General features: G+C 63.3%; 21 protein-coding genes, 1 tRNA gene and 1 pseudogene. 11 read left to right on the forward strand and 12 right to left on the reverse strand.

Features of this window, described 5'->3' with window-relative positions:
• Nucleotides 1-6 precede the first annotated feature (6 nt).
• Nucleotides 7-234 (reverse strand): hypothetical protein, encoded by a 228-nt coding sequence (locus tag J5474_RS02155; protein ID WP_209358863.1) that lies wholly within the window; start codon nucleotides 232-234, stop codon nucleotides 7-9.
• 147 nt (nucleotides 235-381) lie between these two features.
• Between J5474_RS02155 and J5474_RS02160 the strand changes: the two genes are divergently transcribed.
• Both J5474_RS02160 and J5474_RS02165 read left to right on the forward strand, forming a co-directional pair.
• Nucleotides 382-456: transfer RNA gene (locus J5474_RS02160), tRNA-Thr, on the forward strand.
• A 479-nt stretch (nucleotides 457-935) separates the two neighbouring features.
• On the forward strand, nucleotides 936-3,512 hold the full coding sequence (locus J5474_RS02165; RefSeq protein WP_209358865.1) for a M10 family metallopeptidase: 2,577 nt from the start codon (nucleotides 936-938) through the stop codon (nucleotides 3,510-3,512).
• Between the two features lie 83 nt (nucleotides 3,513-3,595).
• On the opposite strand, the gene J5474_RS02170 is transcribed toward J5474_RS02165, so the two are convergent.
• The 4 genes and pseudogenes from J5474_RS02170 to J5474_RS02185 all read right to left on the reverse strand — a co-directional run bounded on the left by J5474_RS02170 (nucleotide 3,596) and on the right by J5474_RS02185 (nucleotide 7,275).
• Entirely contained in the window at nucleotides 3,596-4,852 is a 1,257-nt protein-coding gene (locus J5474_RS02170) for an aspartate kinase (RefSeq protein WP_209358867.1), read from the reverse strand.
• A 93-nt stretch (nucleotides 4,853-4,945) separates the two neighbouring features.
• Nucleotides 4,946-5,590 (reverse strand): SDR family NAD(P)-dependent oxidoreductase, encoded by a 645-nt coding sequence (locus tag J5474_RS02175; protein WP_209358869.1) that lies wholly within the window; start codon nucleotides 5,588-5,590, stop codon nucleotides 4,946-4,948.
• A 19-nt stretch (nucleotides 5,591-5,609) separates the two neighbouring features.
• Nucleotides 5,610-6,042: pseudogene (locus J5474_RS02180) on the reverse strand (DUF1178 family protein).
• A gap of 48 nt (nucleotides 6,043-6,090) precedes the next feature.
• Nucleotides 6,091-7,275 carry a 3-deoxy-D-manno-octulosonic acid transferase gene (locus J5474_RS02185; RefSeq protein WP_209358871.1) on the reverse strand — a complete coding sequence of 395 codons (1,185 nt, stop codon included), beginning with the start codon at nucleotides 7,273-7,275 and terminating at the stop codon, nucleotides 6,091-6,093.
• 625 nt (nucleotides 7,276-7,900) lie between these two features.
• Between J5474_RS02185 and ptsP the strand changes: the two genes are divergently transcribed.
• A complete protein-coding gene (gene ptsP / locus J5474_RS02190) occupies nucleotides 7,901-10,141 on the forward strand; it encodes a phosphoenolpyruvate--protein phosphotransferase (protein ID WP_209358873.1) in 2,241 nt (746 codons plus the stop codon).
• A gap of 426 nt (nucleotides 10,142-10,567) precedes the next feature.
• On the opposite strand, the gene J5474_RS02195 is transcribed toward ptsP, so the two are convergent.
• Both J5474_RS02195 and J5474_RS02200 read right to left on the reverse strand, forming a co-directional pair.
• Nucleotides 10,568-11,344 (reverse strand): EcsC family protein, encoded by a 777-nt coding sequence (locus J5474_RS02195; RefSeq protein ID WP_209358875.1) that lies wholly within the window; start codon nucleotides 11,342-11,344, stop codon nucleotides 10,568-10,570.
• Between the two features lie 45 nt (nucleotides 11,345-11,389).
• On the reverse strand, nucleotides 11,390-11,947 hold the full coding sequence (locus tag J5474_RS02200; protein ID WP_342453998.1) for a GNAT family N-acetyltransferase: 558 nt from the start codon (nucleotides 11,945-11,947) through the stop codon (nucleotides 11,390-11,392).
• A 146-nt stretch (nucleotides 11,948-12,093) separates the two neighbouring features.
• On the opposite strand from J5474_RS02200, the gene J5474_RS02205 reads away from it, so the two are divergent.
• Together J5474_RS02205 and J5474_RS02210 are read left to right on the forward strand one after the other, a co-directional pair.
• Nucleotides 12,094-12,699, forward strand: a complete 606-nt coding sequence (locus J5474_RS02205) for a flavin reductase family protein (RefSeq protein WP_209358878.1) — start codon at nucleotides 12,094-12,096, stop codon at nucleotides 12,697-12,699.
• A gap of 170 nt (nucleotides 12,700-12,869) precedes the next feature.
• A complete protein-coding gene (locus J5474_RS02210; protein WP_209358880.1) occupies nucleotides 12,870-13,520 on the forward strand; it encodes a CatB-related O-acetyltransferase in 651 nt (216 codons plus the stop codon).
• A gap of 83 nt (nucleotides 13,521-13,603) precedes the next feature.
• Here the strand turns inward: J5474_RS02210 and J5474_RS02215 are convergent, their stop codons facing one another.
• Complete coding sequence (locus J5474_RS02215) at nucleotides 13,604-15,166, reverse strand: SulP family inorganic anion transporter (RefSeq protein ID WP_425342855.1); 1,563 nt, start codon at nucleotides 15,164-15,166, stop codon at nucleotides 13,604-13,606.
• A gap of 324 nt (nucleotides 15,167-15,490) precedes the next feature.
• On the opposite strand from J5474_RS02215, the gene J5474_RS02220 reads away from it, so the two are divergent.
• From J5474_RS02220 to J5474_RS02230, 3 genes are read left to right on the forward strand one after another with little or no spacing between them, the layout of a single operon-like run.
• Nucleotides 15,491-16,360: an S-methyl-5'-thioadenosine phosphorylase gene (locus J5474_RS02220; RefSeq protein ID WP_209358883.1), complete on the forward strand. Its 870-nt coding sequence runs from the start codon at nucleotides 15,491-15,493 to the stop codon at nucleotides 16,358-16,360.
• A gap of 32 nt (nucleotides 16,361-16,392) precedes the next feature.
• Complete coding sequence (locus J5474_RS02225; RefSeq protein WP_209358884.1) at nucleotides 16,393-17,043, forward strand: DUF2927 domain-containing protein; 651 nt, start codon at nucleotides 16,393-16,395, stop codon at nucleotides 17,041-17,043.
• A gap of 4 nt (nucleotides 17,044-17,047) precedes the next feature.
• Nucleotides 17,048-17,671 (forward strand): LysE family translocator, encoded by a 624-nt coding sequence (locus tag J5474_RS02230; RefSeq protein WP_209358885.1) that lies wholly within the window; start codon nucleotides 17,048-17,050, stop codon nucleotides 17,669-17,671.
• A 37-nt stretch (nucleotides 17,672-17,708) separates the two neighbouring features.
• On the opposite strand, the gene J5474_RS02235 is transcribed toward J5474_RS02230, so the two are convergent.
• Nucleotides 17,709-17,885 (reverse strand): hypothetical protein, encoded by a 177-nt coding sequence (locus J5474_RS02235; protein WP_209358887.1) that lies wholly within the window; start codon nucleotides 17,883-17,885, stop codon nucleotides 17,709-17,711.
• A 346-nt stretch (nucleotides 17,886-18,231) separates the two neighbouring features.
• Between J5474_RS02235 and J5474_RS02240 the strand changes: the two genes are divergently transcribed.
• Entirely contained in the window at nucleotides 18,232-18,771 is a 540-nt protein-coding gene (locus tag J5474_RS02240) for an adenine phosphoribosyltransferase (protein WP_209358889.1), read from the forward strand.
• 115 nt (nucleotides 18,772-18,886) lie between these two features.
• Here the strand turns inward: J5474_RS02240 and J5474_RS02245 are convergent, their stop codons facing one another.
• Both J5474_RS02245 and phaZ read right to left on the reverse strand, forming a co-directional pair.
• Nucleotides 18,887-20,245, reverse strand: a complete 1,359-nt coding sequence (locus J5474_RS02245) for a dicarboxylate/amino acid:cation symporter (protein WP_209358892.1) — start codon at nucleotides 20,243-20,245, stop codon at nucleotides 18,887-18,889.
• Nucleotides 20,246-20,482: 237 nt separating this feature from the next.
• Nucleotides 20,483-21,760: a polyhydroxyalkanoate depolymerase gene (phaZ, locus tag J5474_RS02250; protein ID WP_209358894.1), complete on the reverse strand. Its 1,278-nt coding sequence runs from the start codon at nucleotides 21,758-21,760 to the stop codon at nucleotides 20,483-20,485.
• A 133-nt stretch (nucleotides 21,761-21,893) separates the two neighbouring features.
• Here phaZ and J5474_RS02255 point away from each other — a divergent pair, with 133 nt between their 5' ends.
• Both J5474_RS02255 and J5474_RS02260 read left to right on the forward strand, forming a co-directional pair.
• Nucleotides 21,894-23,699: a PHA/PHB synthase family protein gene (locus J5474_RS02255; protein ID WP_209358896.1), complete on the forward strand. Its 1,806-nt coding sequence runs from the start codon at nucleotides 21,894-21,896 to the stop codon at nucleotides 23,697-23,699.
• Between the two features lie 128 nt (nucleotides 23,700-23,827).
• The gene (locus tag J5474_RS02260) at nucleotides 23,828-24,277 is read left to right on the forward strand and encodes a phasin family protein (protein WP_209358898.1); all 450 of its coding nucleotides are present in this window, start codon (nucleotides 23,828-23,830) and stop codon (nucleotides 24,275-24,277) included.
• A 313-nt stretch (nucleotides 24,278-24,590) separates the two neighbouring features.
• Here J5474_RS02260 and J5474_RS02265 read toward each other — a convergent pair whose 3' ends face one another.
• Entirely contained in the window at nucleotides 24,591-26,978 is a 2,388-nt protein-coding gene (locus tag J5474_RS02265; protein WP_209358900.1) for a mechanosensitive ion channel domain-containing protein, read from the reverse strand.
• Nucleotides 26,979-26,982 lie beyond the last annotated feature (4 nt).

The raw sequence follows: 26,982 nt of genomic DNA on the forward strand, positions 1-26,982 counted from the left end.
ACCGCGTCATTCGTCGCCGCGCGGGCCGTTTGTTTCGCTGCCGGTCTGGATACCCGTCTGGCTACCCGACTTTTCACCTGTCTCGCCGTCTTCGTGACCCCCACCAGCGCGGGCCTTCGCCTGCGCCTTGCGCCGCGCGAGGTTCGCCTTCAGCGCCGCCTTCAGGCGGTCCCCGCGGGCATCCCGCCCGGGTGACGTAGGGTTCTGTGTCGGGGTACGGGTGCCCTTGTTCATCCGCCGGATTTAACGCTTTCCGCCCATCCGGTCCAGCCCGCGCAACGGCGGAAAGCCGCGGAACGCGTGGCGTCACGGACGCCCCATTTTTTTTCAAAAACGCCTCTTGCGCCCTTCGGAGTTAGACCGTAGAAGCCCCCCCACGGCGCTGCTGTAGCTCAGAGGTAGAGCACTCCCTTGGTAAGGGAGAGGTCGAGAGTTCAATTCTCTCCAGCAGCACCACCCCCCTCACTACCCGAATGTTCAGACATTCGCAGATGCGATGGTGAGGCTCATCATTGTCGACGCGGCAGCAAATTCGTTTTGTTGGTATGCCGCCGCGGCGCTGCAAAATTCCCGAAATATCTCACGATTTAGCCAGTCCGTTCAGGAAACAGCGACGGCATTCGCGCGCGCAGTGACGACAGCCCGACTTCAATGCCATGTTCCGGGCGAATTCCGGCCGCAGAACCCGCCGATTCTCCCACCAAACCTTACCCGACCGTGACCTGCCACCAAGGCAGGCCGCGAAGACGCATGGCAAAGCCGATGCGCCGCTTCGATTCGGCAGAAGTGCCGGAAGTGCCTCGATCAAAGATCGCCTCCTCCATTCGCCTGCGCGCGCCTCCCTGCTCCCTGCTGGAGACGCGCGTCCCTTGCCCCTGCCGGGGCACACCGCAACCGCGCGCCCCCAAGTCGCCAAGTTGGAAAGAGCCCGCCCGATGTGCCTGCAGTGCCTAGCCCGTGACCCCGAACTGACCACCTACGACAGCCATGTTGCCGCCGCGAGTGGATCCGCCACCGTCGATACCGTCCGGGCAAGCCTGCCCAGCTATTCGCTGGATCAGGTCGGCACGCAGCTGACCCATGGATACTGGAATTCGACCGGCCGCGACTGGCGGGCCTTCGATGTGACTTCCGGCGGAACGCTCACCTACGACGTCTCTCAACTGGACGCCACCGGGCGGGCCACGGCGATACAGGCCTTTGACGCATGGACTGCCGCGACCGGGATCCAGTTCACCGCTGTCTCTTCGGCAAGCGCCGATATTGTCTTCGTGGACGACAATTCCGGCGCCTACGCCTACAGCTATATCGCCGGGCACACGATCACGCAGTCCTACGTCAACGTGCATGCCGGCTGGCAGGCCTACGGCGGTTACTACCTTCAAACCTATATTCACGAGATCGGCCACGCCATGGGCCTCGGCCACGCGGGCAACTACAACGGCTCTGCCAGCTTCGGGACGAATGCGCATTACCAGCAGGATAGCTGGCAGTATTCGATCATGTCCTACTTCGACCAATGGGAAAACACCTACACCGACGCCACGCACAACTATGTGGCATCCGCCCAGATGGCGGACATGGTGGCGATGTGGTGGCTTTACGGCACGCCCGGAAATGTCAACACCGGCGACACCGTCTACGGCGACGGCACCACTCTGAGCCAGACCGGCATGGGCCTGTCCACCTCCTGGGCGGTGACGATTTTCGACAGCGGCGGCACCGATACGATCAACCTTGCCAGCCGCGGTTACGCGCAGCGGATCGACCTGCGCGGAGAGAGCTTTTCCGACATCAACGGCGAGACTGGCAACCTCGCCATCATGCGAGGCGCGGTGATCGAAAACGCCCATACCGGCAACGGTTGGGATCACGTGACGACCAATGAAGGCGACAACCACATTCGAACTGGTGGCGGCAACGACACCATGGTGGCGTCGACCGGTGACGACACGCTGGATGGGGGCGCAGGCAGCGATACAGTGGAATTTTCGGGCGCCTTCGGAGACTATGCCCTGTCCCACACCGACGGCATCACGGTCAGCACAGCCGATGGCGCGACGCAGGTCGTCTCGGTCGAGACGCTGGTCTTTGCCGACGGTACTGCGGTGATCGGCAGCAGCTCAGAAGGCGCGACCTACAGCTTTACCGCAACCGACGCGGCACATGTGTCTGTCGTCGTGACGTTGGACACTGACCGATCGGCGGCCTGGGCCGCGCTGACAGACACCTTTGATGCCTCCGGGACCTTGCTGACCCGGACCACGCTGAACGACAACGGGACCAGCAGCTTCGAAGACTTCACCACCAGCGACACCACTGTGGCGTTGACGGACGATTCCGATGAATACGCCTGGTCCGCCTGGACAAGGACCTACGACGGCAATGGCACCATCACCGAGAGCGTCATGGTCATGGACAACGGCGTGACCCGCACAACGCAATACGAGGACGGCCAGCGCACCCAAATGGCCGCCGCGGACACTCAGGACGTGGCCGCCTGGGATGCATACAGCGACACCTATGGCAGCACCGGAGAGCGCACCGGCCAGACGGTGACGTGGGACGACGGGCGCATCATGCAGACAGGCTTCCAAGGCGGTCAACGCAGCACCACCACGGTGACGGATGCGGCGGACAGCTTCACATGGGCGAGCTATACCGACCGCTACGACGATGCCGGGGCCCGCACCGAACAGGTCATGACCATGGACAACGGACTTCAGATCAACTCCACATGGAGCGGGAACAGCCGCACCTCCGTCACGGTATCCGATACTGCGGGCCGCCATAGCTGGGACAGTTACACCGACAGTTTCGATGCCTTGGGTCGGTGTACGCAGCGGGAAATGACCCTGGACAACGGTCTCCAAATCAACACCGGCTTTGCCAATGGGACGCGCAGCAGCGTGACCGTGACCGATGGGGGTGATGGCTATTCCTGGTCGAGTTATACCGACACCTTCGACGCCGCCGGCAACCGGACAAGCCAGGTCATGACGCTGGACAACGGGCTTGAGATTGCAACGGCTTTCAGCGGCGGGGACCCCAGCGCCCGGACGATGACCGACCATAACGACCAGTTCGTTTGGCAAACCGCAACCACCCGCTACGACGCCAGCGGCCAGGTGACCGAAAAGGCACTCCTGATGGACGACGGCCGCGAAATCTCCACGGCCTATTCCGGCGGTGAGCGGACCTCGACCTCGGTCACGGACAGCGGCGAAAACTTCAGCTGGCAAAGCTACACCGACCACTTCGACCTCGCCTCCGGGGCGCGCGTCGCAAGGGAACTGACGTTCGACAGCGGGATGGAAATCGACACGGAGTATCACACCAACGGGGCGCGCAGTTCGGTCACGGTGACCGACGGCGGCGGTGCGTTCTTCTGGTCGCATTATACCACGACCTATGACACTGCGGGCGATGCTCTTGAACGGGTGCTGACCCTGGACAATGGGCAGGAGCTGACCACAACCTTCGCCGAGGAGCCGGACTACGGGCTCGCCTGATCATCGCGCCCGCACGAAATGAAAAGGGCGGCCCGAAGCCGCCCTTTTCAATCAGTCTCGGTGAATGAGCGTCAGCCCCGGCTTCAGGCCTTTTCAAGCTCGAAGGCGTCGTGCAGCGCCTGAACAGCCAGTTCCATGTACTTGCGTTCGATCAGGACGGAGATCTTGATTTCCGACGTGGTGATGACCTGAATGTTGATGTTCTCATCCGAGAGGACCTTGAACATCTTTGCCGCCACGCCCGCCGCCGAACGCATCCCGATCCCCACGACCGAAACCTTGGCCACGTTCTCTTCGGCTTCGAGGCTATCGTACTTCAGCGCCCCCGCAGCCTGCGCATCAGCCAGCGCCTTTTCGGCACGCTTCACCTGGTTCACCGGGCAGGAGAAAGTCATGTCGGTGACGCCACCCTTGTGCCCCTTGTAGTTTTCTTCTGAGACGTTCTGCACGATCATATCGACATTCACACCAGCATCCGCCAGCGTGCCAAAGATCGCCGCGGCGATGCCTGGACGGTCCTCGATAGTGACGAGGGTCAGCTTCGCCTCGTCACGCGAATAGGCCACACCGGCCACAACCTTGGATTCCATGATATCCTCCTCGTCGCAGACCAGCGTGCCTGCCGCGTCGTCCATTTCCTCGAAGCTCGACAGAACGCGCAGCTTCACCTTGTACCGCATGGCCAGCTCGACCGACCGCGTCTGCAGGACCTTCGCCCCGAGCGAGGCCAGTTCGAGCATCTCCTCAAAGGCGATGCGGTCCAGCTTGCGCGCCTTTTCGCAGATGCGCGGGTCGGTGGTATAGACCCCGTCCACGTCCGTATAGATGTCGCAACGTTCCGCGTCGAAAGCTGCCGCAAAGGCTACGGCCGTGGTATCCGATCCGCCCCGGCCCAGCGTGGTGATGCGCCCCTCGGGCGAGATGCCCTGAAAGCCCGCGACCACGGCGACCTTCATGCCCTCACCGAACTTGGCGTTGATGTTGTCAGTCGGGATTTCCTCGATCCGCGCGTTGGCATGCGCGCCCGTGGTGACCAGCGGCACCTGCCATCCCTGCCAACTGCGGGCCGGGACATCCATCTCCTGCAGGGTCAGGGCCATGAGGCCGGCGGTAACGTTCTCGCCGGACGATACCACGGCGTCGTACTCGCGCGCGTCGAAAAGCGGAGAGGTTTCCTCCACATAGCCGACCAGCTTGTTGGTTTCACCCGACATGGCCGAAACGATGACGATGACATCGTAGCCCTTGGCGACCTCGACGCCGACGCGCTTTGCGGCGCGGCGGATGCGGTCCAGCGTGGCGACGGAAGTGCCGCCGAATTTCATCACGAGAACGGGCATGGTTTGCCTTTCCTTGGGTCGGAAGGGCCTTTACGCTGGTGCCTGCCGCGACGCAAGAGTCTTCCGCTTGTCAGGAAATAGCAAGCGCGGGGATCAGTAGGGGTGTGGCTTGCCGTCCCAGGTCTCGAAACAGCCCGTGGTGGCGAGCGACAGTGCGTCCAGCCTGTCCGCGAGGCCTTGCGCCGCCGCCTCTGGTGTGATCGACGCGGCCGCGCCGCCCATGTCGGTCTGGACCCAGCCGGGGTGGTAGATGCCCACCGCGACGCCCCGCCCTTTCAGGTCGCTGGCAAGGTTGCGGCCAAGGTTCAGCACCGCGGCCTTTGACGCGCGGTAGATGTAACTGCCGCCGGGGGCCCGCGTTTGAGACGCCATCTGCGAACTGATGATCCCGATCTTAGGCGCAGTGGCGCGCGCGAGGCACGGCAACAAGGCCTGAACTGTGAGGAAGACGCCGGTGACGTTCACGGCGAAGCTATCCGCCCACATCTCGGGCGGATAGCCCTGCTCCAGACCCTGCCCCTTGTCGAGGTAAACGCCAGCACTACAGACCAGACCATCGATTGTCTCGCGGTCGAGACGATCCGCCAGCGCCTTGAGCGAGACCGGATCAGTGACATCCAGCGGCAGCAGGTCGGGATGGCTTCGGGCGGTGCCAAGGACCTCTGCCCCGCGCCGGGCGCATTCGTTGGACAGGGCCGCGCCGATCCCGCGGTTCGCTCCCGTGATCAGAATGCGCATGCTCTTCAACTTTGGGTTCTCAGTTGCTCTTGCGCGTCGGCAGGAAGGGCAACGGTGCCACGGGGATGCCGTCGTCGATCAGCGCCTTTGCCTCCTCCGGCTTGGCCTCTCCCCAGATCGGGCGTTCCGGCGCCTCACCCAGATGCATCCTGCGCGCCTCCTTCACAAAACCGGCTCCCACGTAGTCCGAGGCCTGCTCCACGCGGGCCTTCAAGGCGGCAAGTGCCTGTTCGGCCGGATGGCGCGGGGCCTCTGTCAGTGGTTTCCCGGCCTGAGCCGGGGTGTCGCCGTGGCTGACGCGGGGGGGCCATCAGCGCCTTTTCGACACCCGTGGAGCCGCAGACCACGCAAGAGACATGCCCGGCGGCCTGTAGCCGGTCAAAGGCACCGGCAGACTGGAACCAGCTGTCGAAACTATGGCCATCCGTGCATTTCAAAGCGTACTGGATCATCCGCAATCCTCAAAAGATCACTATAGGATAATTATGTTGTCGAAGGGTTCAAGCGTTCGGCAATTTCTGCAGCAGGAGATCGCACACCGTTTTCAGATCGGTTTCCGGGCGCAGTGCGATCCGCGCCGCCTGCCCCGCAGCCTGTTGGCGCGAACGCAGGGCGTTCAGCGCCTTTGCCAGTTCTTCGGCGTCGGTGATGCAAAGCGCGGCGCTCGCCGCCTCCAGCCGATCATAGGCCGCACGAAAATTCCGCAGGTCGGGGCCATGGATCAACGCGGCACCAAAGGCTGCCGGTTCGTAGGGCGTGTGCCCGCCCCGGTCCGTCAACGACCCTGCCACGAAAACCCGGCCGCAGCCAGCATACCAGAGCGGCATCTCCCCCATGGTATCGGCCAGGTAGACGTCGCCCACCTCCGGTCTGTCGCCCCGGCTGCGTTGTCCGGCGCTCAGGCCCGCAGCCTCGATCATCGCCCGGATCTCAGGGGCCCGCCGGGGGTGGCGCGGGGCCAGAACGAGCCTCAGATCGGGCTCCCGCTGGCGAGCGGCACGGTGTGCCTGCAGGACGGTCTGCTCCTCACCGTCGTGCGTCGACGCTGCCAGCCAGCAGCTTTCCCGGATCAGCCCTTCCGGGGCTTCGACGCCTGGGGCATCATAAAAGGCCTTCAGGTCGACCACTGGCCCCATGGCGGCCTCGGGCAACCCTAATTTCAGCATCCTGTCGCGCGAGGCTTCGTCCTGCGGAGAGACCCAGCCGATCCGCTTCACCACGCGACCAGCGAGTGTGCCAAGCCGCGCCCAGCCGCGGGCGGTGGCGGCACTCATCCGAGCGCCCAGCCAGAGAACAGGACCCTTACATGTCATTACACGATGCGGCCAAAGCTCTGCTTCCAGAGTGATATGCGCGACGATTCTCCAGTCCTGCATTACCTTGCGTGACAGGCGGCGCAGGTCCACCGGAGCCACCTCTGCCTCCACGCCGGGCAGGCTCCAGGCGCGCACCATGTCGCGGGCGCTTTCCGTATTGCTCGTGACCAACCAGCCAAGGTCAGGGCGGGCTGCAATCAGTTGCATGAGGATGGGCCGCACCGATGCCAACTCTCCGTTCGAGGCCCCGTGAAGCCAGACGCGGGGGGGCGCATCCGCCGGCGCGGGCGGCGCCAGAAGTCGGCCCCGCCCATGCCGGATCAGGACCATTCCAGCCACCAGGCTCACAAGAAGGCGATAACGCATCATGAATGGTCGCCTTTTCCTGACTGGATCGAAGCAAGACACTTGGCATTTTCCCGGGAACCGGATCGCGGACACCTCGCCGGGGTGTGCCTTGCGTACGCAGCCATGGCAAGCCTCATCGGCGTCACCGCGGTTCCGAGGGTCACACTTTTAGGCGGGATCGGCCGCCCAAGCCTTTGACCAGCAAAAGGGTTGCCTTCACGACCCGCTTGATGGCTTCGGCAGTCTACGGTGCAGCCGTGCCCTGCGGACTTCAACACGTTCAAACTACTGATGCTCGGCGGCACTGAATAATTCAACTTTTTACTAGATGAAACCTACTCCTGGGCAGCAGAAACCTACAATATTCGTACATCTGCAAGCGTGACCCGGCACTTCCATACCCCCGGCGGTCGATATGTGGGAAAACCTGAGGGTAACGAAGCATTGCCGTCTTTGGACAGGTACTTACGTCACAACATTCCGAAATAATCGGTTCACTCGCACCAAGCTCATAATGGCTTGAAGGAGGATCAAGAATTTCACCTATAACGGGAAAAAAGCTCGACACGGCGTGAAAAGCCGTTTCCCAAGGCCCGCCTGATGCTCTATCCCTCGGAGCAAGGACAAAGGGAAGACCGTTAACACCATGCCGTCCAATACAGAATCGGAAAGCCGCAAGCTTCTCGGGCGGCTCAGGGACACGATGGCAGAGGACGCCGCCGGGCAGGCGCGTCTGGACAAGATCACCGATCTGACCGCCGACAGCATGGGCACCGAGGTCTGCTCCATCTACCTCTTTCGGGACCCCAATACGCTGGAGCTTTGTGCCACGCAGGGTCTGAAGAAGGAGGCCGTGCACGAAACGCGGATGAAACTGGGTGAAGGCCTTGTCGGGCGCGTCGCCAAGTCCGGCAAACTGGTGAATACCGCCGACGCGCCGTCTGCACGCGGATTCCGCTACATGCCGGAAACCGGGGAAGAGATCTACTCCTCCTTCCTTGGCGTCCCGATCCAGCGGCTGGGCGAAAAGCTCGGCGTGCTGGTCGTGCAGTCAAAGGAAGCGCGGGAGTTCTCCGAGGACGAGATCTATGCACTCGAAGTCGTCGCCATGGTGCTGGCGGAGATGGCCGAACTGGGCGCCTTTATCGGCGAAGGCGCTGCGCTGAAGAAGCGGCACACGCAGGCGGTACTGTTCCGCGGTGCCACCGGGCAGGAAGGCAGCGCCATGGGGCAGGCCTGGTTGCACGAACCGCGCGTGGTGGTGACGAACCTTGTCACCGATGATCCGGAGACAGAACGCCGCCGACTGCAGCAGGCCGTGGATGAACTGCGCATCTCCGTCGACGAGCTTGTCGCCGGGGCGGCGGGCGATCAGGACCAGGTCGACGTGCTCGAAGCCTACCGCATGTTCGCCAACTCCAAGGGCTGGCTGCGGCGCATGGAGGAAGACATCGACCTTGGTCTGTCCTCCGAGGCCGCCGTCGAAAAGGAACAGAGCCAAGCACGCGCCCGCATGGCGCAGGTCACCGACGGCTATTTGCGCGAGCGCCTGCACGACCTCGACGACCTGTCGAACCGCCTGCTGCGGATCCTCACGGGACAGGGCCGAGAGACCGGCGCCGAGATGCCGGACAACCCGATCCTGATTGCACGCAACATCGGCCCCGGCGAGCTGCTGGAATACGGACGAAAACTGAAGGGTGTGGTGCTGGAGGAAGGCTCCGTCGGCTCGCACGCGGCGATCGTCGCGCGCGCGTTGGCCATTCCGTTGGTGATCCACGCGGAGCGTGTTACCAACGAAGCGCTGAACGGCGACATGGTCCTGGTCGACGGCGATCAGGGCGTGGTGCATCTGCGGCCCGACGATACCGTCGTCAACGCCTTCCGCGACAAGATGGCGATGCAGGCGAAGGCGATGGAACGCTACTCCGTACTGCGCGACAAGCCCTGCATCACCGCCGACCACCGCGAGGTACACCTGCACATGAACGCGGGCCTGATGGCGGACCTGCCCTCGCTCGACAGTTCCGGCGCCGAAGGTGTCGGCCTCTTCCGCACAGAGCTTCAGTTCCTCGTCCGCAACCAGATGCCGAAGCGCATGGAACTGGCGGCGCTCTATGCCCGCGTGCTGGATGCGGCGCGGGGCAAGCGCGTCGTCTTCCGCACGCTCGACATCGGGTCGGACAAGGTCCTGCCCTACATGAAGCCGCAGGAGGAGCCAAACCCGGCGCTGGGGTGGCGCGCGATCCGCGTTGCCCTCGACCGGCCCGGCGTCATGCGAATGCAGCTGCAGGCGCTGTTTCGGGCCGCAAACGGGCGGCCGCTGACGATCATGTTCCCCTTCATCGCGCAGTACGAGGAATACGCCCGTGCCCGCGCCGAGGTGGACACCGTGCTGGCACGCGAGGAACGGCTGGGCCACAGGGTGCCGGACAAGCTGGAAATCGGCTGCATGCTGGAGACACCCAGCCTCGCCTTCGCGCCGGAGCAGTTCTTCCGCGAGGTGGAGTTCATCTCCATTGGCGGAAACGATCTGAAGCAGTTCTTCTTTGCAGCCGACCGGGAGAACGAAAGGGTGCGCCGGCGGTACGATTCGCTCAACACGTCCTTCCTGTCCTTCCTCGAAAACATCGCCAGACGTTGCGAGGCGACGGACACTCCGCTGTCCTTCTGCGGCGAGGACGCCGGACGACCGGTCGAAGCACTGTGCCTTGCGGCCATCGGCATCCGGACACTGTCGATGCGTCCGGCCTCAATCGGTCCGGTTAAGGCGCTCCTGATGCGCTATTCGCTGAGCGAAGTGCGCGATGTCATCGAAGAGGCGAAACAGCGCGGAGAACAGTCCGTTCGCCAGGCGGTGATGGAGTATCTGCGGGACTTTTCCTGAGATCCGCGCGCCGGAATGCGCCTGGTGTCGCTGTGCCGCGCCTGTCCTCACCATGGAACCGGACCCGGCAATGCCAGCCTTACAGTGAGGACTGGCACGACATTCACCATGCACCCGGTCAAGAAGGTCCGGCCGTCACCGCTCTGAATTCTGTTCACCTGTGCAAAAGGCGCCCCGGGCGAGGCGTTTTGCACCCGACCGGAGCGCGTAGGGGTCCGACGTCACTTTGCTGCCCTCTACCTTCTGGCCGAGAGCCCTGTTCACGCTTCTGCGCGACAGTCACCCCTGTTCCCGGCAGGTCACCCATAGTTCGAAGGCGCCTGCAAGTGTCGACGGGAGGGGGCATTTCTCACGGGGCTTTCTGCACCCCGGATGCCCTGACCATAAGACAAGGCCCCTAAGAAGAAGTTACCGAAAATACGATATTCAATTGCGCTGAATGCGTTTCGGTTCGATCTCGGCGCGCAGGGCCTCCAACAGATCGGCACGCGGCAGGCCGCTGTCCTCGGCCAGTCGGAGAAGGCCGAAGTGGACCCGCGCCATGTCCTGGTAATAGGACGTGTAAGCGTAGTTGACCGCCGCCCCTGCCGCAGCCCCAAGGACGGGGATGGTCTGCGCCGCGAGTTTCTGGCCCAAAGTCGTGGCAACCTTGGGCGCGACCTTGGCAATCAGCGTATTGACGCTGGCCCCCGTGATCGACACACGCGCCGCGAGAAAGCCGAGGTCCGCCCCGTCATCGTCCGAAAGCGGCCCGGCAGAGGCGAAAACGGCGAGACATTCCTTCATGACCTCCGGGCTATCGGGATCGAAACCGTGCTCGGCGGCAATCGCCAGCATGGCTCGCATGAGCACGGTCACGGTGATCGGCATTTCCGCCATGGCCGAGGGCAGCCCGCCAACGCCTCCCGCGGCCCCCATGGCGGTGGTGATCGCGGTATTCAGCCAGCCCTTCTGGTCCGGCACCACGCCCCGCGACCGATTTGCCGCCGAAAGCGCCGAAGTCAACGCCCGTTCCGCGACGGTTTCGAGCCGATCCTTGACGCTGTCAGGAAGCTTCTCGAGCAGGTTTTCCGCCTGACCGCCGACGATGTTCAGCAGTTGCATGCCGACTGAATTCGCCGCCTTGTAGCGCTTGGCCAGTGCACGGATCTCGTCCTCCGGCTCCGGTTTCGGCATAATGGCTAGGGGCAGGGTCTCGGTCATCGGCGGTCCTCCTTTACAGGAAAGATGGCCCCGCGGCGCGGGCGTTCAAGCCTCTGTCGCGCCATCCTCCCAGCTCTCGTTGCGTTCCTCGACAAAGGTATCCACCGCCTCTTCGGTCATGGTCACCTTTTCGACCTCCCCGTGCACGCCATCCCATGCCCCCGGGATCAACTCCAGCCCCTGCACACGGTCGGGGTTGGTCGGCGGGGGCATCTCCACGCCAGCTAGGTGGAAGAAACCGAAGCGATTGTAATAGGGCGGATCGCCCACGAGGAGAACGCGTTCGTAGCCCAGTTCACCCGCAGCATGCAGGGTTTCGCGGATCAGCAAACCGCCAAGGCCCGCGCCCTGCGTCACAGGGTGCACCGCGACAGGCCCCAGAAGCAGCACCCGAGAACCGCCGACCCGCACCGGCCAATACCGGATCGCCGCAACCAGCGTATTGGTGCTGTCGCGCGCGACACGGCAAAGTGGTGCGACCGGCGGCACGTCCTCGCGCAGGCGGTAAGAGGACAGGAGCGTGCGCCCCGGCGCGAAACAGAGGTCGTAGAGCGCCTCGACCTCCCACCAGTCCTCGGGTTTTTCCTGCGCCGTCGTATACACCCTGCCCGGCTTCCTTCCGTATAACCATATGATCGCAATGCACGCGACCTCTGCAAGGACGCAGGCCGTGACCCCGTGCACTCGGCGCGCTTTCCGCCTATCACTCGGACAAACCGCCTGCAAACACCTGCACCGAGGAGACATGCATGTTCTACCGCCCCGCCGATGGCCATGGATTGCCGCATAACCCGTTCAACGCCATCGTCTCGCCCCGCCCTATCGGCTGGGTCTCCACCCGTGGGACAGAGGGTCACGACAACCTCGCGCCCTACAGTTTCTTCAATGCCTGCGCCTACGTGCCGCCACAGGTCATGTTCTGCTCCACCTCGGCAAAGCCCGACCGTGACGACACCAAGGACAGCCTCGCCCAGATCCGCGAGACAGGCGTCTTCTGCATCAATATCGTGGAATACGCGGCGCGTGAGGCCATGAACGCGACCTCGGAATTCTTCGGCAAAGAGGTAGACGAATTCACCGCCGCAGGGATCGACCGTGCCGAATGCGAGACGATCGCCTGCTCCCGCGTCGCAGGTGCACCCGCGAACCTCGAATGCCGCATGACCCAGATCGTGAAACTGGAAGGCGCAACGAACTTCGCCGTATTCGGCGAGGTGACCGGCGTCCACATCCGGGACAACTGTCTTGTCGACGGCATCTTTGACGTGCTGACCTTCAACCCACTGTCGCGCATGGGTTACCGCGACTACACCGTAGTACGCGAAAAGTTCGAGCTTAAGCGCCCCGGCGAGTGATTGCGCGTCCGAAGCCTTTTCGCCGAAAAGGCTTCGGTCGGCCCTCGCTTTTCCGGAAAATGCTGACCGCCACGCCATAAACGTGCTATCACCGGGCATCACCGATGGAGGGAGCCATGGACCAGCACCTTTGAACCCCTGAAAACTCACGGATTTCAAAGGAGGCCGTCATGCCTGCTCTCTTCGCCCTGCCCGATGCGCAGGAGTCGCATCCCATCACCCTGCCCGACGGCACCCGCCACGCCGGAACGGTGCATCTGAACCGGGTGATCGCCCACCCGCGCTTCGCCATTGGCGATTACACCTACGCGAGCGATTTCGACCCGCCGGAGGATTGGGCCGCCCGGCTTGCTCCCTACCTCTTTGCAGTCAGTGCGGAGACGCTGCGTATCGGGCGGTTCTGCCAGATTGCGCAGGGCGTCCGCTTCATCACGGCCTCGGCCAATCATCAGATCGACGGGCTGTCGGCCTATCCGTTCGCCGCTATGGATCCAGAGCGGCGCGTGGGATTCCAGCCTGACCGCCGCGATACGGTGATTGGCCACGATGTCTGGCTCGGGTTTGGTGCAATGGTCCTGCCCGGCGCGTCAATCGGAAACGGCGCGATCGTTGGAGCGGGCAGCGTGGTGCGCGGGGCGGTGCCGGACTACGCAGTAGTCATCGGCAACCCGGGGCGCGTGGTCCGAATGCGGTTCGCCGAAGCTGAAGTCGCCCGCTTGAACGCGCTGGCCTGGTGGGACTGGCCGCCAGAGGCACTGTCGCGCGGACGAGCGGCGCTGGAAGCCGGGGATCTCAAGTCGCTGGAGACCTGCGCACCTTGAGAGGACGCGAGCGCTTTACCGGACATTGAGATGGTCCAAATATCCAGGAAGGCAGGGCAACGCGCCCTGCCTTCCTGGCGGTGTCAGTGGCCGCCGAGGATGCCGGTGCGCACACCGTAGTCCACCGCCAGCTGATAATCCGGGTCATCGTCGGAATCGACCATCAGGTGTCCCGCCTTCGACAGCAGCCGGTGGCAGTCGCGCGAAAGATGGCGCAGCTGGACGGTCTTGTCCTGCGACTCGTACTTGGCGGCGAGCGCTTCGATCGCCTGCAGGGCGGACTGATCCACAACGCGGCTTGCTGCGAAATCCACCACCACCAGAGACGGGTCGTTCGTCACATCGAAGAGCTCGATAAAGCCTTCGGAAGAACCGAAGAACAGCGGACCCTGCACCTGATAGACCTTGGCCCCCTCGGGAGTCAGGTAGGTCGTGGCGTGGATGCGGCGGGCGTTGTTCCACGCATAGGCCAGCGCGCTGACGATCACACCGACGACCACCGCCACGGCAAGATCCGCGTAGACCGTCACCACGGTCACCAGCAGAATGACGAAAGCGTCGATCAGCGGCACCTTGCGCAGGATCGTGAGGGAGTTCCACGCGAAGGTGCCAATTACCACCATGAACATCACGCCAACCAGCGCCGCCAGCGGGATCAGCTCGATCAGCGGTGAGGCCACGAGGATGAAGCTGAGCAGGAAGAGCGCCGCCGCGATGCCCGCGATGCGGGTCCGGCCGCCGGATTTCACATTGATCATCGACTGGCCGATCATTGCACAGCCGCCCATGCCGCCGAAGAAGCCGGTGACCACGTTGGCCGCGCCTTGCGCCATGCACTCCTGGCTCGCCCCGCCGCGCTGGCCGGTCATTTCACCGACGAGGTTCAGCGTCAGCAGCGACTCGATCAGGCCGATCGCCGCGAGGATGACCGCGTAGGGGAGGATGATGTGCAGCGTCTCGAGGTTCAGCGGCACAGCCGGGATGTGGAACGGGGGGAAGCCGCCCTGAATGGAGGCCATATCCCCGACGCGCGGCGTGTCGAGCCCGAAGAGAATGACGACGACGGCGGTGATGGCGATCCCCGCCAGCGGGGCCGGCACGATTTTCGTGAGTTTCGGCAGGCCCCAGACCACCAGCATGGTCAGCCCGACAAGCCCCAGCATGATCACGAGCGGCAGGCCGGTCAGCCATTCAGTCCCGCCGGTCCCTGGCTCCTTGAACTGGGTCAGCTGCGCCAGGAAAATCACGATGGCCAGCCCGTTGACGAAGCCCAGCATCACGGGATGCGGCACCAGCCGGATGAACTTGCCCCAATGCAGCGCACCCGCGATCAACTGAAGGATCCCCATCAACACGACTGTGGCAAAGAGGTATTCCACCCCGTGTTGCGCCACCAGCGCCACCATGACCACCGCCAGCGCGCCGGTTGCGCCGGAAATCATGCCGGGCCGGCCGCCGAAGATCGCCGTGATGAGCCCCACGAGGAAGGCCGCATAAAGTCCCACCAGCGGATGCACGCCCGCGACAAAGGAGAAGGCCACCGCTTCGGGTACGAGGGCCAGGGCGACCGTCAGGCCGGAAAGGATGTCTGTCTTCACCTGGCCCGGCGTCAGCACCGTGGTCGGGGAAACCCGCAGGTCGGGCATCACGAGGCGGTTGGCGAGGTTCGCCTTCACTGAGGTCTTCATCGGGGATCCTTTGCTGTCGCGCGCGGCCTGATAGCGCACCCGCGCGGGGAAGGCCACCGGCAGTTGCCACGGAGCGCCAATTTGCACGCGTCCAGTGAGAATTCCGTGAAGTGACAATTTGCCTATTCTCGGGTCGTTTCATACGCTGGCTGCAGCATTCGGTGCCGGATTTGCCGTTTGCCCGCCCCGTTCACAGCGCGGGCTTCTGCCTCTTGCAGGCATTGGTCCGAGATGGCTAACTCGGTCCTGAACCCGGACCATGACAGAAGCCCCGAGGACTCCATGACCCAGACCATGATCGCCGTGATCGGCGGCAGCGGCCTATACGATATCGACGGCCTCGAAGATGCGCGGTGGCAAGCGGTGGACACGCCCTGGGGGGCGCCATCGGACGATATCCTGACAGGCACGCTGGAGGGCGTCGCGATGGCCTTCCTGCCGCGTCACGGGCGCGGCCATGTCCATTCCCCCAGCACCGTGCCCTACCGCGCCAACATCGACGCGTTAAAGCGGCTCGGGGCGACGGACGTGATTTCCGTCTCTGCCTGTGGATCGTTCCGCGAGGAAATGGCACCGGGGCATTTCCTCATTGTGGACGACTTCATCGACCGGACGTTTGCACGCGAGAAGAGTTTCTTCGGGACCGGCTGCGTGGCACATGTCTCCGTCGCACATCCCACCTGCCCGCGGCTGGGCGACGCGTGTTTCACTGCGGCCGAAGCCGCAGGGATCACCATCCATAAGGGCGGCACCTACCTCGCGATGGAGGGGCCGCAGTTTTCCTCCATGGCGGAGTCGAAGTTGTACCGAAGCTGGGGCTGTGATGTGATCGGCATGACCAACATGCCGGAGGCCAAGCTCGCCCGCGAGGCAGAGCTTTGTTACGCTTCCGTCGCCATGATCACGGACTACGACAGCTGGCACCCGGACCACGGCGCGGTGGATATCAACGAGATCATCAAGGTGCTGACCGGCAATGCCGACAAGGGACGCGAGATGGTCCGCCGTCTGCCGGCTCTGCTGGGCGCTGACCGCGCACCTTGCCCGCACCACTGCGACCGGGCGCTGGAATATGCGGTGATGACCGCACCGGAAAAGCGCGACCCCGCGCTTCTGGCGAAGCTCGACGCAGTGGCGGGGCGCGTCCTCTGACGCGCGGGGCGGCATACGCCCGGTTCCCCTGGTTGCTTCTGGTCTGCCTTGCGGCGCCACTGGCAGCCGGGGAACCCGACTACATCGAGAGCGACGGCCACCTGTCGGACAGCGATTTTTATCGACTGGTGGCCTGCGCGGCGCCGCCGGGTGACCCGTGCGTGCGCCCCATGCTGCGCTGGAGGACCGACCGTCCCGTGACGGTGACGATCGCCTCCGTGGACCCGGCCTTCCTCGGGGGGAAACAGCTGCGCGCCCGCGCCGCACTGGAACGCGCGGTGCAGTATATCAACACCGCCGATGCCGGCATCCGAATGCAACACGTCGACGGGCCGGCGGATGTAAGGATTCATTTCGTCGCCAGCAACGGCAGCGCGCCGCTCCAGAATACCGGTATCGACGGCGCAGATGGTCTGCGGGTCACCGGCGCGCGTGTCATCACGTGGTCGCGGCAGGACACCCACAAGATCCAGCGCGCGACGATCCTGTTCGGCACGCGCCTTCACATCCGCCACTACGAATCCGCCATGCTCGAAGAACTGACTCAGGCGCTCGGCCTGATGACTGACATTCGCAATCCATACTATGAAGGGGTGTCGATCTTCAGCCAGGACAGCAATGACACGAAACAATTCGGCGCGCAGGACCTGATGGCCCTTCGGCGTCATTACCCAAAGGAATGAAACCTTGGACTTGACCACATGGGCGACCTTTGTCGCCGCCTCTGCCGCGCTGTTGCTGATCCCGGGACCGACTGTCCTGCTGGTTCTGTCCTACGCATTGTCAAAGGGACGCACCGTGGCCGTCGCTTCCGCCGCCGGGGTGGCGACCGGGGATTTCATCGCCATGACCGCCTCTCTGGCGGGGTTGGGGGCACTGGTCGCCGCCTCCGCCACGCTGTTCACCTTGCTGAAATGGGCAGGCGCGGTCTATCTCGTGTGGCTGGGAATCCGGCTGGTCCGCTCGGCACCGGCGAAGGGCATGATCCTGCCTGACAGCCCGGATGTGAGAGCGCGCGGCGTCTACCTGCACAATGCCACCGTCACGGCCCTGAACCCCAAGAGCATCGCCTTCTTCGTGGCCTTCGTGCCGCAGTTCGTGAATGTCGATGCGGCACTCTGGCCACAGTTCGCCGTGCTGATCGCGACCTTCGTCACGCTGGCGACGCTGAACGCGCTGACCTATGCGCTGGCGGCCGCTCGGCTGCGGCGCTGGATCACCCGGCCCGACGCGCTGACCTGGCTGACGCGCGCAGGGGGCGCGTCTCTGATCGGCATGGGGGCGCTGACCGCCACCCTCCGGCGGGTCTGACGCCAGAGCAGTCCGACGCCGGGGCGGGCAGCGCGTCCTAAGGTTCGCCTCCCCCGGCGAGGAAGGCCCGGATGAAGCGCCGAACCTCACGCGATGCGGTGGTATCGCGTTCCTTGCACAGCGCAACGAAGGCGTCGCGGTCCTCACGGTCAAGTCGCAGCACAAGCTGCGCGTCCTTGCCGTCCTTTTTTTTGCTCTTGTCCGATTTCGACATGATCCATCCGGGCGCCAGTGTCCTGAGCGCAATCGTGTGACGATTTTCCGTTGCGGGATTAGAAGATTGTTATTACATTGTATATACAAATTACATCGCACAGCTTTACAGAAACGGGTTCGCCATGACACCATTCCTCGTCCGCTCGCTTTTCATGACTGATCGCCTCGACGGCAACCGTCCCCGACTGAACTGGATCAAACGCACGCTCTACAACTTCGGCCGCCGCCGGATCTGACCCCCCCCGACCGGCGGGCCGCGAACCGCGGCCTTGCGCAGAGACCGCCCGCAGGCTACAGGCTGGGCGGTTTTTCTTTGCCCACACCAGCCCTCCCGGAGGCCCGCCATGTCGCCCCGTCCCGAGATCAAGGACTACATCCGTTCGATCCCCGACTTTCCGCATGAAGGGGTCATGTTCCGCGACGTGACCACGCTGTTTGCCGATCCACGGGGCTTTCGCATGGCGATCGATCAGCTTCTGCACCCCTACGCGGGTGTGCGGTTCGACAAGGTCGTGGGCCTTGAGGCGCGCGGCTTCATCCTGGGTGGCGCGGTGGCGCACCAGTTGTCGGCGGGCTTCGTTCCGGTTCGCAAGAAGGGCAAACTGCCGGGCAGGACGATTGAACAGTCCTACACGCTGGAATACGGCGAGGCCACAGTGGAGGTGCATGACGACGCCATCAAGCCGGGCGAGAAGATCCTGCTGGTCGACGACCTTCTGGCCACCGGCGGCACGGCAGAAGCGGGCATCGCCCTGATCGAACGGCTGGGCGGCGAGGTGATCGGCTGCGCCTTCATTGTCGACTTGCCCGACCTCGGCGGACGCAAACGGCTGGAGAGGCTGGGTATGGAGGTTCACGCGCTGGTGGCCTACGAGGGGCTCTGAACCCGCGCCGAGGCGCCTGTGCGCACCGCGGGCAAAACCCTATGCCTCATCATTGAGATGAAAGAGGGGCGCAGCACCACAACGGACCGCGCCCCTGCCTGTTTTCTTTGCTGCGTCACTTTGCCGGGCGGTGGGCCGCGCGGGCCAGGATCGCTTCCTGCGCCGGGTCGATATGCAGATCCTCGTCCGAGATTACCCCCGCATCCGGGTTCTGGAAGACGGCCATGTCGATCTGGCCCTCGCCTTTGGCCACGATGGTCGTGACGACCGCGTCGCCGGTGATGTTCACCGCCGTGCGGATCATATCCATCAGCCGGTCGACGCCGAGGATCAGGGCGATGCCTTCGATCGGAAGACCCACCTGCCCCAGCACCATGGTCAGCATCACGAGGCCCACGCCGGGTACGCCCGCAGTCCCGATCGAGGCCAGCACCGCCATGGCAATGACGGTCATGTAACCGCCAAGTCCGAGGTCAATGCCGTAGACATTGGCCAGGAACACCGTCGCGACACCCTGCATGATCGCTGTGCCGTCCATATTTATCGTCGCGCCGAAGGGCACCGTGAAGGACGCCACGGAGTTGTTCACCCCCATCCGCTCCGTCACGCAGCGCAATGTGACCGGGATGGTGGCGTTTGAGGAGGCGGTGGAAAAGGCAAAGACCTGCGCCGGGCGGATCTTCTTCATGAAGGTGATGGGGCTGAGGCCGGAAAGGAGCTTCAGGTACAGCATCAGCGTGCCGAAGAGGTGCAGCAGCAGAGCACCCACCAGCACCAGTACGTAGGTCAGTACCGGGAGAAACAGGCCAAGCCCCTGCTCCGCAAAGGTTTTCGCGATCAGACAGAAGACGCCGTAGGGGGCGAAATACATGACGATCTGAACGATCTTCATCATGACCTCGTTCATGTATTCGCAGGCTTCGACAAAGGGTTTCGACCGCTCGCCCATCATCAGAACGGCGACGCCCAGCACGATGGTGTAGAAGATGATCTGCAACATTTCGCCGCTGGCAAAGGCCGCGACGGGATTGCGCGGGATGACATTGGCGAAGGTGTCCCAGACGGAGGGCGCGTCCTTGCCAGTCACGCCCGAGGTATCGACGCCCTCCATGACAAAGCCCTGCCCCGGTGCGACCACCAGCGCGATCAGGATGGCCACGGCAATGGCCGTGGCCGTGGTCGCGAGATAGAGACCAAAGCTCTTGCCGCCGACGCGACCGAGAATGCGGACATCGCCGATGCCCGCGACCCCACAGATGAGCGAGAAGAAAACAAGCGGCACCACCAGCATCTGCAGCGCGTTCACGAACATGCGGCCGACCATATGGAAGAGGCCACCAACCAGATGCTTGTCGATCGCGTCCGAGTCGAGGGCATTGAAGATCACGCCGAAAACGAGTCCCAGCCCCATGGCGAGCATGATTTTCGTGGTGAGCGACATTCGCCGGTCGCCCGAGCGTGGCACTGTCGTCATGGCAGCGGCCTCCTGTTTTTCAGTGTCATGGTGCGGAACTTGGCCACTGTTCGCCACGGTGAGTTCACACGTGCCGCTTGTGTCGCGCAATCCGAGATGAGCCTGCACAGCTTTCAAACAAAAAGCGAGTTATTTTGCGTGGCCGCGAAATACGCACGGACCAGAAAAAAATCGCGGGCCCTGCGGTCCGCGACTTCGTATGAAATGCGCCTTCCTCGCCGCCTACCGGCCGACGGATCAGTTCAGATTGACGATGTTGCTGTCTGTCTTGCGGCGGTTCTTGCGGTCGCAGTTGGCGTCGATGAAATCCAGCACCAGTGGCCGGATATTGTTGCGCCACGACTTGCCCGCGAAGATGCCGTAGTGACCGGCGCCCGGCTCGACGTGGCTGGCCTTCATGACGTCGGGCAGACCTGTGCAGAGATCGAGCGCAGCGATGCACTGGCCCGGAGCGGTGATGTCGTCCTTGTCACCCTCGACCGTCTTTACCGCCACATCGGTGATCTTGCCGATGTCGACCCGGTGGCCATTCACCACGAATTCATTCTTGGCGATTTCGCACTTCTTGAAGATGCGCTCCACCGTCGAAAGGTAGAATTCGGCCGGCATGTCCATGACCGCGAGGTATTCATCATAGAAACGGTTGTGCGCATCGTGGTCCGAGGCCTCTCCGCGCGAAACGCGCATGATCTGGTCCTGAAAGGCCTTGCCGTGGCGGTCTGCGTTCATGCTCATGAAGGAGGCAAGCTGTAGCAGGCCCGGATAGACCATGCGGCCGACGCCCTTGAACTTGAAACCGACGCGCTGGATCATCGTCTCCTCCAGCTGCCCCATGGTGACACGCGCACCGAAGTCGGTAACGTCGGTCGGCACGGCGTCCGGGTTGATCGGCCCGCCGATCAGGGTCAGCGTGCAGGGCTGTGCCTCGGGTTCGATCTCGGCCAGATAGGCCGTGGCGGCCAGCGTCAGCGGCGCGGGCTGGCAGACGGCGATAACGTGCACGTCCGGGCCGAGGAACTTCATGAAATCCGCGAGGTAGAGGGTGTAATCCTCGACGTCGAACTTGCCGGCCGAGACCGGGATGTCGCGGGCGTTGTGCCAGTCGGTGATATAGACTTCGGAGTTGACGATCAGCGATTTGACCGTTGAGCGCAGCAGGGTCGCGTAGTGGCCTGACATCGGCGCTACCAGCAGGATCTTGCGCGGCTGCTCCTCCCGGCCCGTCACGTCGAAATGGATCAGGTCGCCAAAATCCTTTTCCACCACGGTGCGGATATCGACGAGGTGATCCTTGCCGTCCTCGCAGGTGAAGGTGCGAATGCCCCAGTCGGGCTTCACCACCATACGCTCGAAGGTGCGCTCCGTGACCTCGCCCCAGGCAGCTGCCCACTGCAGCGCGGGGTTCGGGATGGCGGAGAAGATGGGGTAGGACGCCATGGTCCGTGCGGTCGCCCCCAACCACTGGTTGGTATTCCGCATCGCTTCCATCAGATCGTACGTCGCCATGTAGCGCATGACAGCCACTCCTATTATCATGGGGCCGTTGCACCGTTTATGGGTGATCGGACCAGAGCCAATTCGTCGCTTTGCCCCCCGACCCCGGCGACGTTATTTCTGCAACTGCGAAGCATACGGGGGGAAATGTTAAATGACAACAAACTCGGTTGTCGCAGGGGAGAACCACGAAAAGCTCGAGGCGAACCTGAAGCGGGTCGAAGAACTGTCTCAGCGGCTGGTACAGGCGCTGACGAAACGAAGCCCCACGCCCCACGCCCTGAACGGGCCGGATGCGACGCTTTATACCAAGGCCGCGCAGGCCTACATGCAGGAATGGATGACCAACCCGGCCAAGCTGATCGAGCAGCAGGTGGGATACTGGGGCAAGACGGTTTCGAACTTCATGGAGGCGCAGCAGGCGCTGGCCGCGGGCAAGCTGACCATGCCGGAAAGGACTTCGGAACGGCAGGACAAGCGGTTCCAGAACCCGCTCTGGGAGACCAACCCCTATTTCAACTACGTCAAGGAACAGTATCTGACCAACGCCGACGCCATCCGCGAGGCAGTGGAGGCAATCGACGACCTAGATCCGGTGGAAAAGCGGCGGCTGCGCTATTTCAGCCAGCAGATCATCGACATGTTCGCGCCGACCAACTTCCTCGCCACCAACCCCGACGCCCTGATGCGCGCGGTCGAAACCGAGGGCGAGAGCCTCGTGCGCGGCCTCGAAAACCTCGTCGCCGATCTCGAGGCCAACAACGGCGAGATGGTCGTCCGGCTGGTGGACGAAGCGGCCTTCGAAGTCGGCGGCAATATCGCCACGGCCAAGGGGGAGGTCATCTACCGCAACCGGATGATGGAGTTGATCCAGTATTCGCCCACCACCGATGAGGTGCACGAAACCCCCATCGTGCTGTTCCCGCCGTGGATCAACAAGTTCTACATCCTCGATCTCAAGCCGCAGAACTCCCTGATCCGCTGGATCGTGGCTCAGGGCTACACGCTGTTTGTCGTCGCCTGGGTGAACCCCGACGCGTCGTACCGCGATGTCGGCATGGAGGACTACGTCGAGGAAGGATTCCTGAAGGCCATCGAGGTGGTCAAGGACATCTGCAAGGTGCCACAGGTCAACGCGGTAGGCTACTGCATCGCAGGCACGACACTGTCGATAACCCTGTCGCTGATGAAGAAACGCCGCGATAAGTCGGTGAAATCGGCAACCTTCTTCACCGCGCTGACGGATTTCTCCGATCAGGGAGAGTTTACGCCCTTCCTGCAGGAGGATTTCGCCGACGGGCTGGAGCAGGAGATCGCGCAGGAAGGTATCCTGCCGCATTTCCTAATGGCGCGGACCTTCTCTTTCCTGCGGTCCAACGACCTGATCTATGGCCCTGCCATCAAGAGCTATATGATGGGCGAGACCCCGCCCGCCTTCGACCTGCTCTACTGGAACGGCGACGGGGCGAACCTGCCGGGCAAGATGTTTTTGCAGTATCTGCGCGCACTGTGCCAACGCAACGAATTCGCCGAGGGGCGTTATGAACTTCTGGGAGAGATACTGTCGGTCCGGGACGTCGATGTGCCCTTGATGTCCATCGCGACGGAGACTGATCACATCGCTGCCGCCCGCGATGTCTATCGTGGTGTCCAGATGATGGGATCGAAGGCTAAGGAATTCGTGCTGGGCCAGTCGGGCCACATCGCGGGCATCGTGAATCCGCCGGGAAAGGACAAGTACGGCCACTTCGTGAACGACGACCTGTCGCTGGCCTTCGACGACTGGCAGGCGGGCGCCGAGCATCACAAGGGGTCCTGGTGGCCCCATTGGGAAGCATGGCTGGCCACGCGTTCCGGCAAGCTGGTTCCGGCTCGCGCTCCGGGCGATTCGGACCACCCACCACTCGCGCCAGCCCCCGGAACTTACGTCAAGGTCAAGGCGGCCAAACAAATTCAATGACTTGCCTCCCACTTTGCTGCGGCGCAGAAAAACCCTTGAAATGCTGCGCCGCAGCATGCATATTGAGTGCAGCTGCAGAGATACGGGGTGGGCCCGCTGAGCAGCGGAGATTGAAGAGGAATTTGGAAATGGCACAGACGCAAGATTTCACCGCGATGATGAAAGAGATGATGGGCGCGTTCCCGGTGGACACCAAGGCAATGGAAGACGCCTTCAAGACCACCGCCACGATGAACGAGAAGCTGTCCTCCGTCGCTCTGGAAGCCGCCGAGAAGTCGACCGAGCTGTCCGCTGCGTGGACCAAGGACACGCTGTCCAAGCTGGCCGCGATGACCACCGCGAAGTCCGAACCGGCCGACTACGCCAAGGCGATGACCGACTTCGCTTCGGCACAGGCAGAGACCGCCGCCGAGAACATGGCCGCCTTCGCAGAGATCGCGAAGAAAGTGCAGATGGACACCGTCGAACTGCTGATGGCAGCCGGCAAGGACATCTCCGAGGACATGACCTCCGCGGCCAAGAAGGCTTCGGAAGAGATGACCGCTGCGGCCAAGAAGGTCACCGAAGCAGCGAAGTAATTCCCGCAGCGCGCATCGGCGCGCTGGGGTTCGGGTTTGCGCCCTCTCCTCCCATTTGGCGCAAAATCCTGGGGGCAGGTTTCTTCGGAAACTTGCCCCCTTCCTTTTTGAGGCGGCGCATCTCCGGGTGCGCCGCATTTTTCGTTGTTCAAGGGCGCGCCTGCGGCGCAAGGGGTATCTCGGTCAGGCAAGGCCTGACCTCGGGGTGCCTCCGACGGGAATATTTCAACCACGAAGAAGCAGGGCCCAGGTCCGACCGGGCACGACGACGGGCGGGACCTGAAGTCCCGCCCGTCTTGGCGTGCCTGGCGTGCTAGCGCGGTGCGTCGTCGCCCTCGGCCACGCCATCATCGAGGGTCACCTCCGGGTCCGGCGAAGCGGCCGGCGGGTTGGCCTTTCCTTCGATCTCGGCCGGGCGCTCGCTTTCGCCCATCAGCCGGACCGGGGCGGCGGGGGCGCGACCCTGCTTATCTTCGCCGAAGTAGATGGTCTGATGCGGGAAGGGGATTTCGATGCCGCGTTCATCGAAAATGCGCTTTACGATCTCGTTGTACGCCCGGCCCACGCCCCATTGCTGGCCGGCCACGCACTTGATGCGCGCGCGCACCACCACGTCGGAGGCGCCGAAGCTGTTCAGACCGAACCACTGCAGGTCCTCTAGGATGTGGGGCGCGAACTCCGGGTTGGCGCGCAATTCCTCGAAGGCATCGAGCATGGCCTGTTTCGCATCCGAGACATTTTCGCGATACGCGATGCCCATGTCAGCGACATAGAACCCGTAGTCGCGCATGTAGTTCGACACCATGTCGACCGAGCTGAAGGGGATGATGTGGAACACCCCCTGCACGTCCCTGAGCGACACGGAGCGGATGGTCAGCCGTTCCACAGTGCCGGTGGTGCCGCCGACCGACACCACGTCGCCAACGTTCATCGCGTTCTCCAGCTGGATGAACACACCGGTGATGATGTCCTGCACCAGTTTCTGCGCGCCGAAACCGATGGCAAGGCCCAGTACACCGGCAGAGGCGATGAGCGGCGCGATGTCGATCCCGACTTCGGAGAGCACGAACATCAGCGTGATGACCACCAGCACAATGGTCACCGCGTTGCGCAGCAAGGAAAGCAGTGTCCTTTCGCGCGCGGTGGGAGCTGAGCCGAAGTCCGGGTTGAGACGGAAGTCGACCCAGGAGTTCACCGCCAGCCAGACAAGGAACGACACGATGAGGATCAGAAAGATCGACACGATGGTGGCGGTAAGCTGTACGCCCACCTGGCTTTCCAGCCAGCCCTGCGCGTCGATGATGCCGATTGTATTGAGCGTGAAGAAGACCACCGCGGCAAAGATTGCGAGCCGGAAGACAGTCAGCATGCGCGGGACAAACGCGTTGAGGCGGCGCTCCAGCAGCGGCAGACGCTCTGAAACGCCGTGCGGAACCTTGACACCGCGCATGATGAGGCGGCCGACGATGTTCGAGGCGATGAAGCCCACGACGATTGCCGCCAACACCTTGCCCGAGGCATAGAGCATCGGGAACAGCACACCGCCCGGCCGCGCGAGGACCACCGCCAGCAGCACGAAAAGGTAGCCCAGCGCTGCCATGTACCAGTTCCGCGCAAGAAAGCGGATGACGCTGCCCCAGTCGTGCAGCCGCGAGCCCAGCAGCCAGTCGGCCACCTCGCGGCGGTACCGGATCACCTGAATTGCCACGATAACAATGGCCAGTACCGAGATCAGCGTGGAGACGCCGCGCCCGGTCATGACATCGACGTTCTGGTTGATAATCGGAACCACGAGCATCTGGCCGTAGCCCAGTAGGCTCGCGATGAAGGCAATCCAGCGGTTGAGATGGCGCGCACCCTGATCGGGGATGTTGATCGGCCGCAGATCCGGCGTCGTGGGCGAGAGAATGGCGCGAACCACCATCTTTACCATCTCCACGATCAGGAAGGCATTCAGATAGAGCGTCTGACGAATGCCGATCTGCCCGACTGAACCGAAGACCAGAAGCGCCAGCAGGTAGCCCACACCCCAGGCGGCGACGACAACCACCGCGTCGATCAACACCGATCCGAGAATGATGAAGCCGGTCTGAAGCGGCCCGCGTTCGTTCGCGGCGGACCCCATGCGACGGTAGAGCCGTTTGGAGATCCAGCGCAGCAGGTTGTAGATGACAACCGTGGCAACGATCACCAACGCAAGTTCCCGGATTGCATCCCAGATCACTTGCGGATCGATCTGCGCCGCACTGGTCAAGGTTTCGGGCGCGCGCAGGAGGTGGCCCCAAAAGGCGGTAAGCGTCGTGCCCAGGGTTTCTGCCGCGCCTTGCGTCGCCTGCGCCACGCGACGGGTCAGCGACACATCCTCCGGCTGGGTGATGGCGGCAGAGGTCGCGGGATCGGCGGAACCGAACGTCGCAGGCGCAGAGCCAACCGTGGTCAACGCATCGACAAGCGCCGCACGCGTCTGGTCGTTCCGGAGCAGATCGGCCAGCGCCTGCGCCTGTTCGGTAGTCAATGCGCCGACCCCGGCGGTGGCGTCGCCCCCCTGCCCCGTGCCCTGCCCTGTGCTTGCCTGATCCGTGGTCACCGGACCTGGCGTCTGCGCCGCGGCAGGCATCAGTCCGAACAGACCCAGCATGATCGAAAGCAGGCAGGCAACCACGGCCTGCCGGAGAGGGATTCCCCCGGTCCTGAGACTCATGCGG

This window comes from Sagittula salina (genome assembly GCF_017813235.1).
GTDB lineage: Bacteria > Pseudomonadota > Alphaproteobacteria > Rhodobacterales > Rhodobacteraceae > Sagittula > Sagittula salina.

Excerpts from the sequence above, each read along its gene's own strand:
- phaZ (WP_209358894.1), bottom strand. The coding sequence starts at position 21,760 with ATGCGCTACATGGCGACGTACGATCTGATGGAAGCGATGCGGAATACC.
- J5474_RS02265 (WP_209358900.1), bottom strand. The coding sequence starts at position 26,978 with ATGAGTCTCAGGACCGGGGGAATCCCTCTCCGGCAGGCCGTGGTTGCC.
- J5474_RS02155 (WP_209358863.1), bottom strand. The coding sequence starts at position 234 with ATGAACAAGGGCACCCGTACCCCGACACAGAACCCTACGTCACCCGGG.
- J5474_RS02175 (WP_209358869.1), bottom strand. The coding sequence starts at position 5,590 with ATGCGCATTCTGATCACGGGAGCGAACCGCGGGATCGGCGCGGCCCTG.
- J5474_RS02185 (WP_209358871.1), bottom strand. The coding sequence starts at position 7,275 with ATGATGCGTTATCGCCTTCTTGTGAGCCTGGTGGCTGGAATGGTCCTG.
- J5474_RS02240 (WP_209358889.1), top strand. The coding sequence starts at position 18,232 with ATGTCGCCCCGTCCCGAGATCAAGGACTACATCCGTTCGATCCCCGAC.
- J5474_RS02215 (WP_425342855.1), bottom strand. The coding sequence starts at position 15,166 with ATGCCCGACCTGCGGGTTTCCCCGACCACGGTGCTGACGCCGGGCCAG.
- J5474_RS02210 (WP_209358880.1), top strand. The coding sequence starts at position 12,870 with ATGCCTGCTCTCTTCGCCCTGCCCGATGCGCAGGAGTCGCATCCCATC.
- J5474_RS02245 (WP_209358892.1), bottom strand. The coding sequence starts at position 20,245 with ATGACGACAGTGCCACGCTCGGGCGACCGGCGAATGTCGCTCACCACG.
- ptsP (WP_209358873.1), top strand. The coding sequence starts at position 7,901 with ATGCCGTCCAATACAGAATCGGAAAGCCGCAAGCTTCTCGGGCGGCTC.
- J5474_RS02205 (WP_209358878.1), top strand. The coding sequence starts at position 12,094 with ATGTTCTACCGCCCCGCCGATGGCCATGGATTGCCGCATAACCCGTTC.
- J5474_RS02195 (WP_209358875.1), bottom strand. The coding sequence starts at position 11,344 with ATGACCGAGACCCTGCCCCTAGCCATTATGCCGAAACCGGAGCCGGAG.
- J5474_RS02170 (WP_209358867.1), bottom strand. The coding sequence starts at position 4,852 with ATGCCCGTTCTCGTGATGAAATTCGGCGGCACTTCCGTCGCCACGCTG.
- J5474_RS02255 (WP_209358896.1), top strand. The coding sequence starts at position 21,894 with ATGACAACAAACTCGGTTGTCGCAGGGGAGAACCACGAAAAGCTCGAG.
- J5474_RS02220 (WP_209358883.1), top strand. The coding sequence starts at position 15,491 with ATGACCCAGACCATGATCGCCGTGATCGGCGGCAGCGGCCTATACGAT.
- J5474_RS02260 (WP_209358898.1), top strand. The coding sequence starts at position 23,828 with ATGGCACAGACGCAAGATTTCACCGCGATGATGAAAGAGATGATGGGC.
- J5474_RS02235 (WP_209358887.1), bottom strand. The coding sequence starts at position 17,885 with ATGTCGAAATCGGACAAGAGCAAAAAAAAGGACGGCAAGGACGCGCAG.
- J5474_RS02165 (WP_209358865.1), top strand. The coding sequence starts at position 936 with ATGTGCCTGCAGTGCCTAGCCCGTGACCCCGAACTGACCACCTACGAC.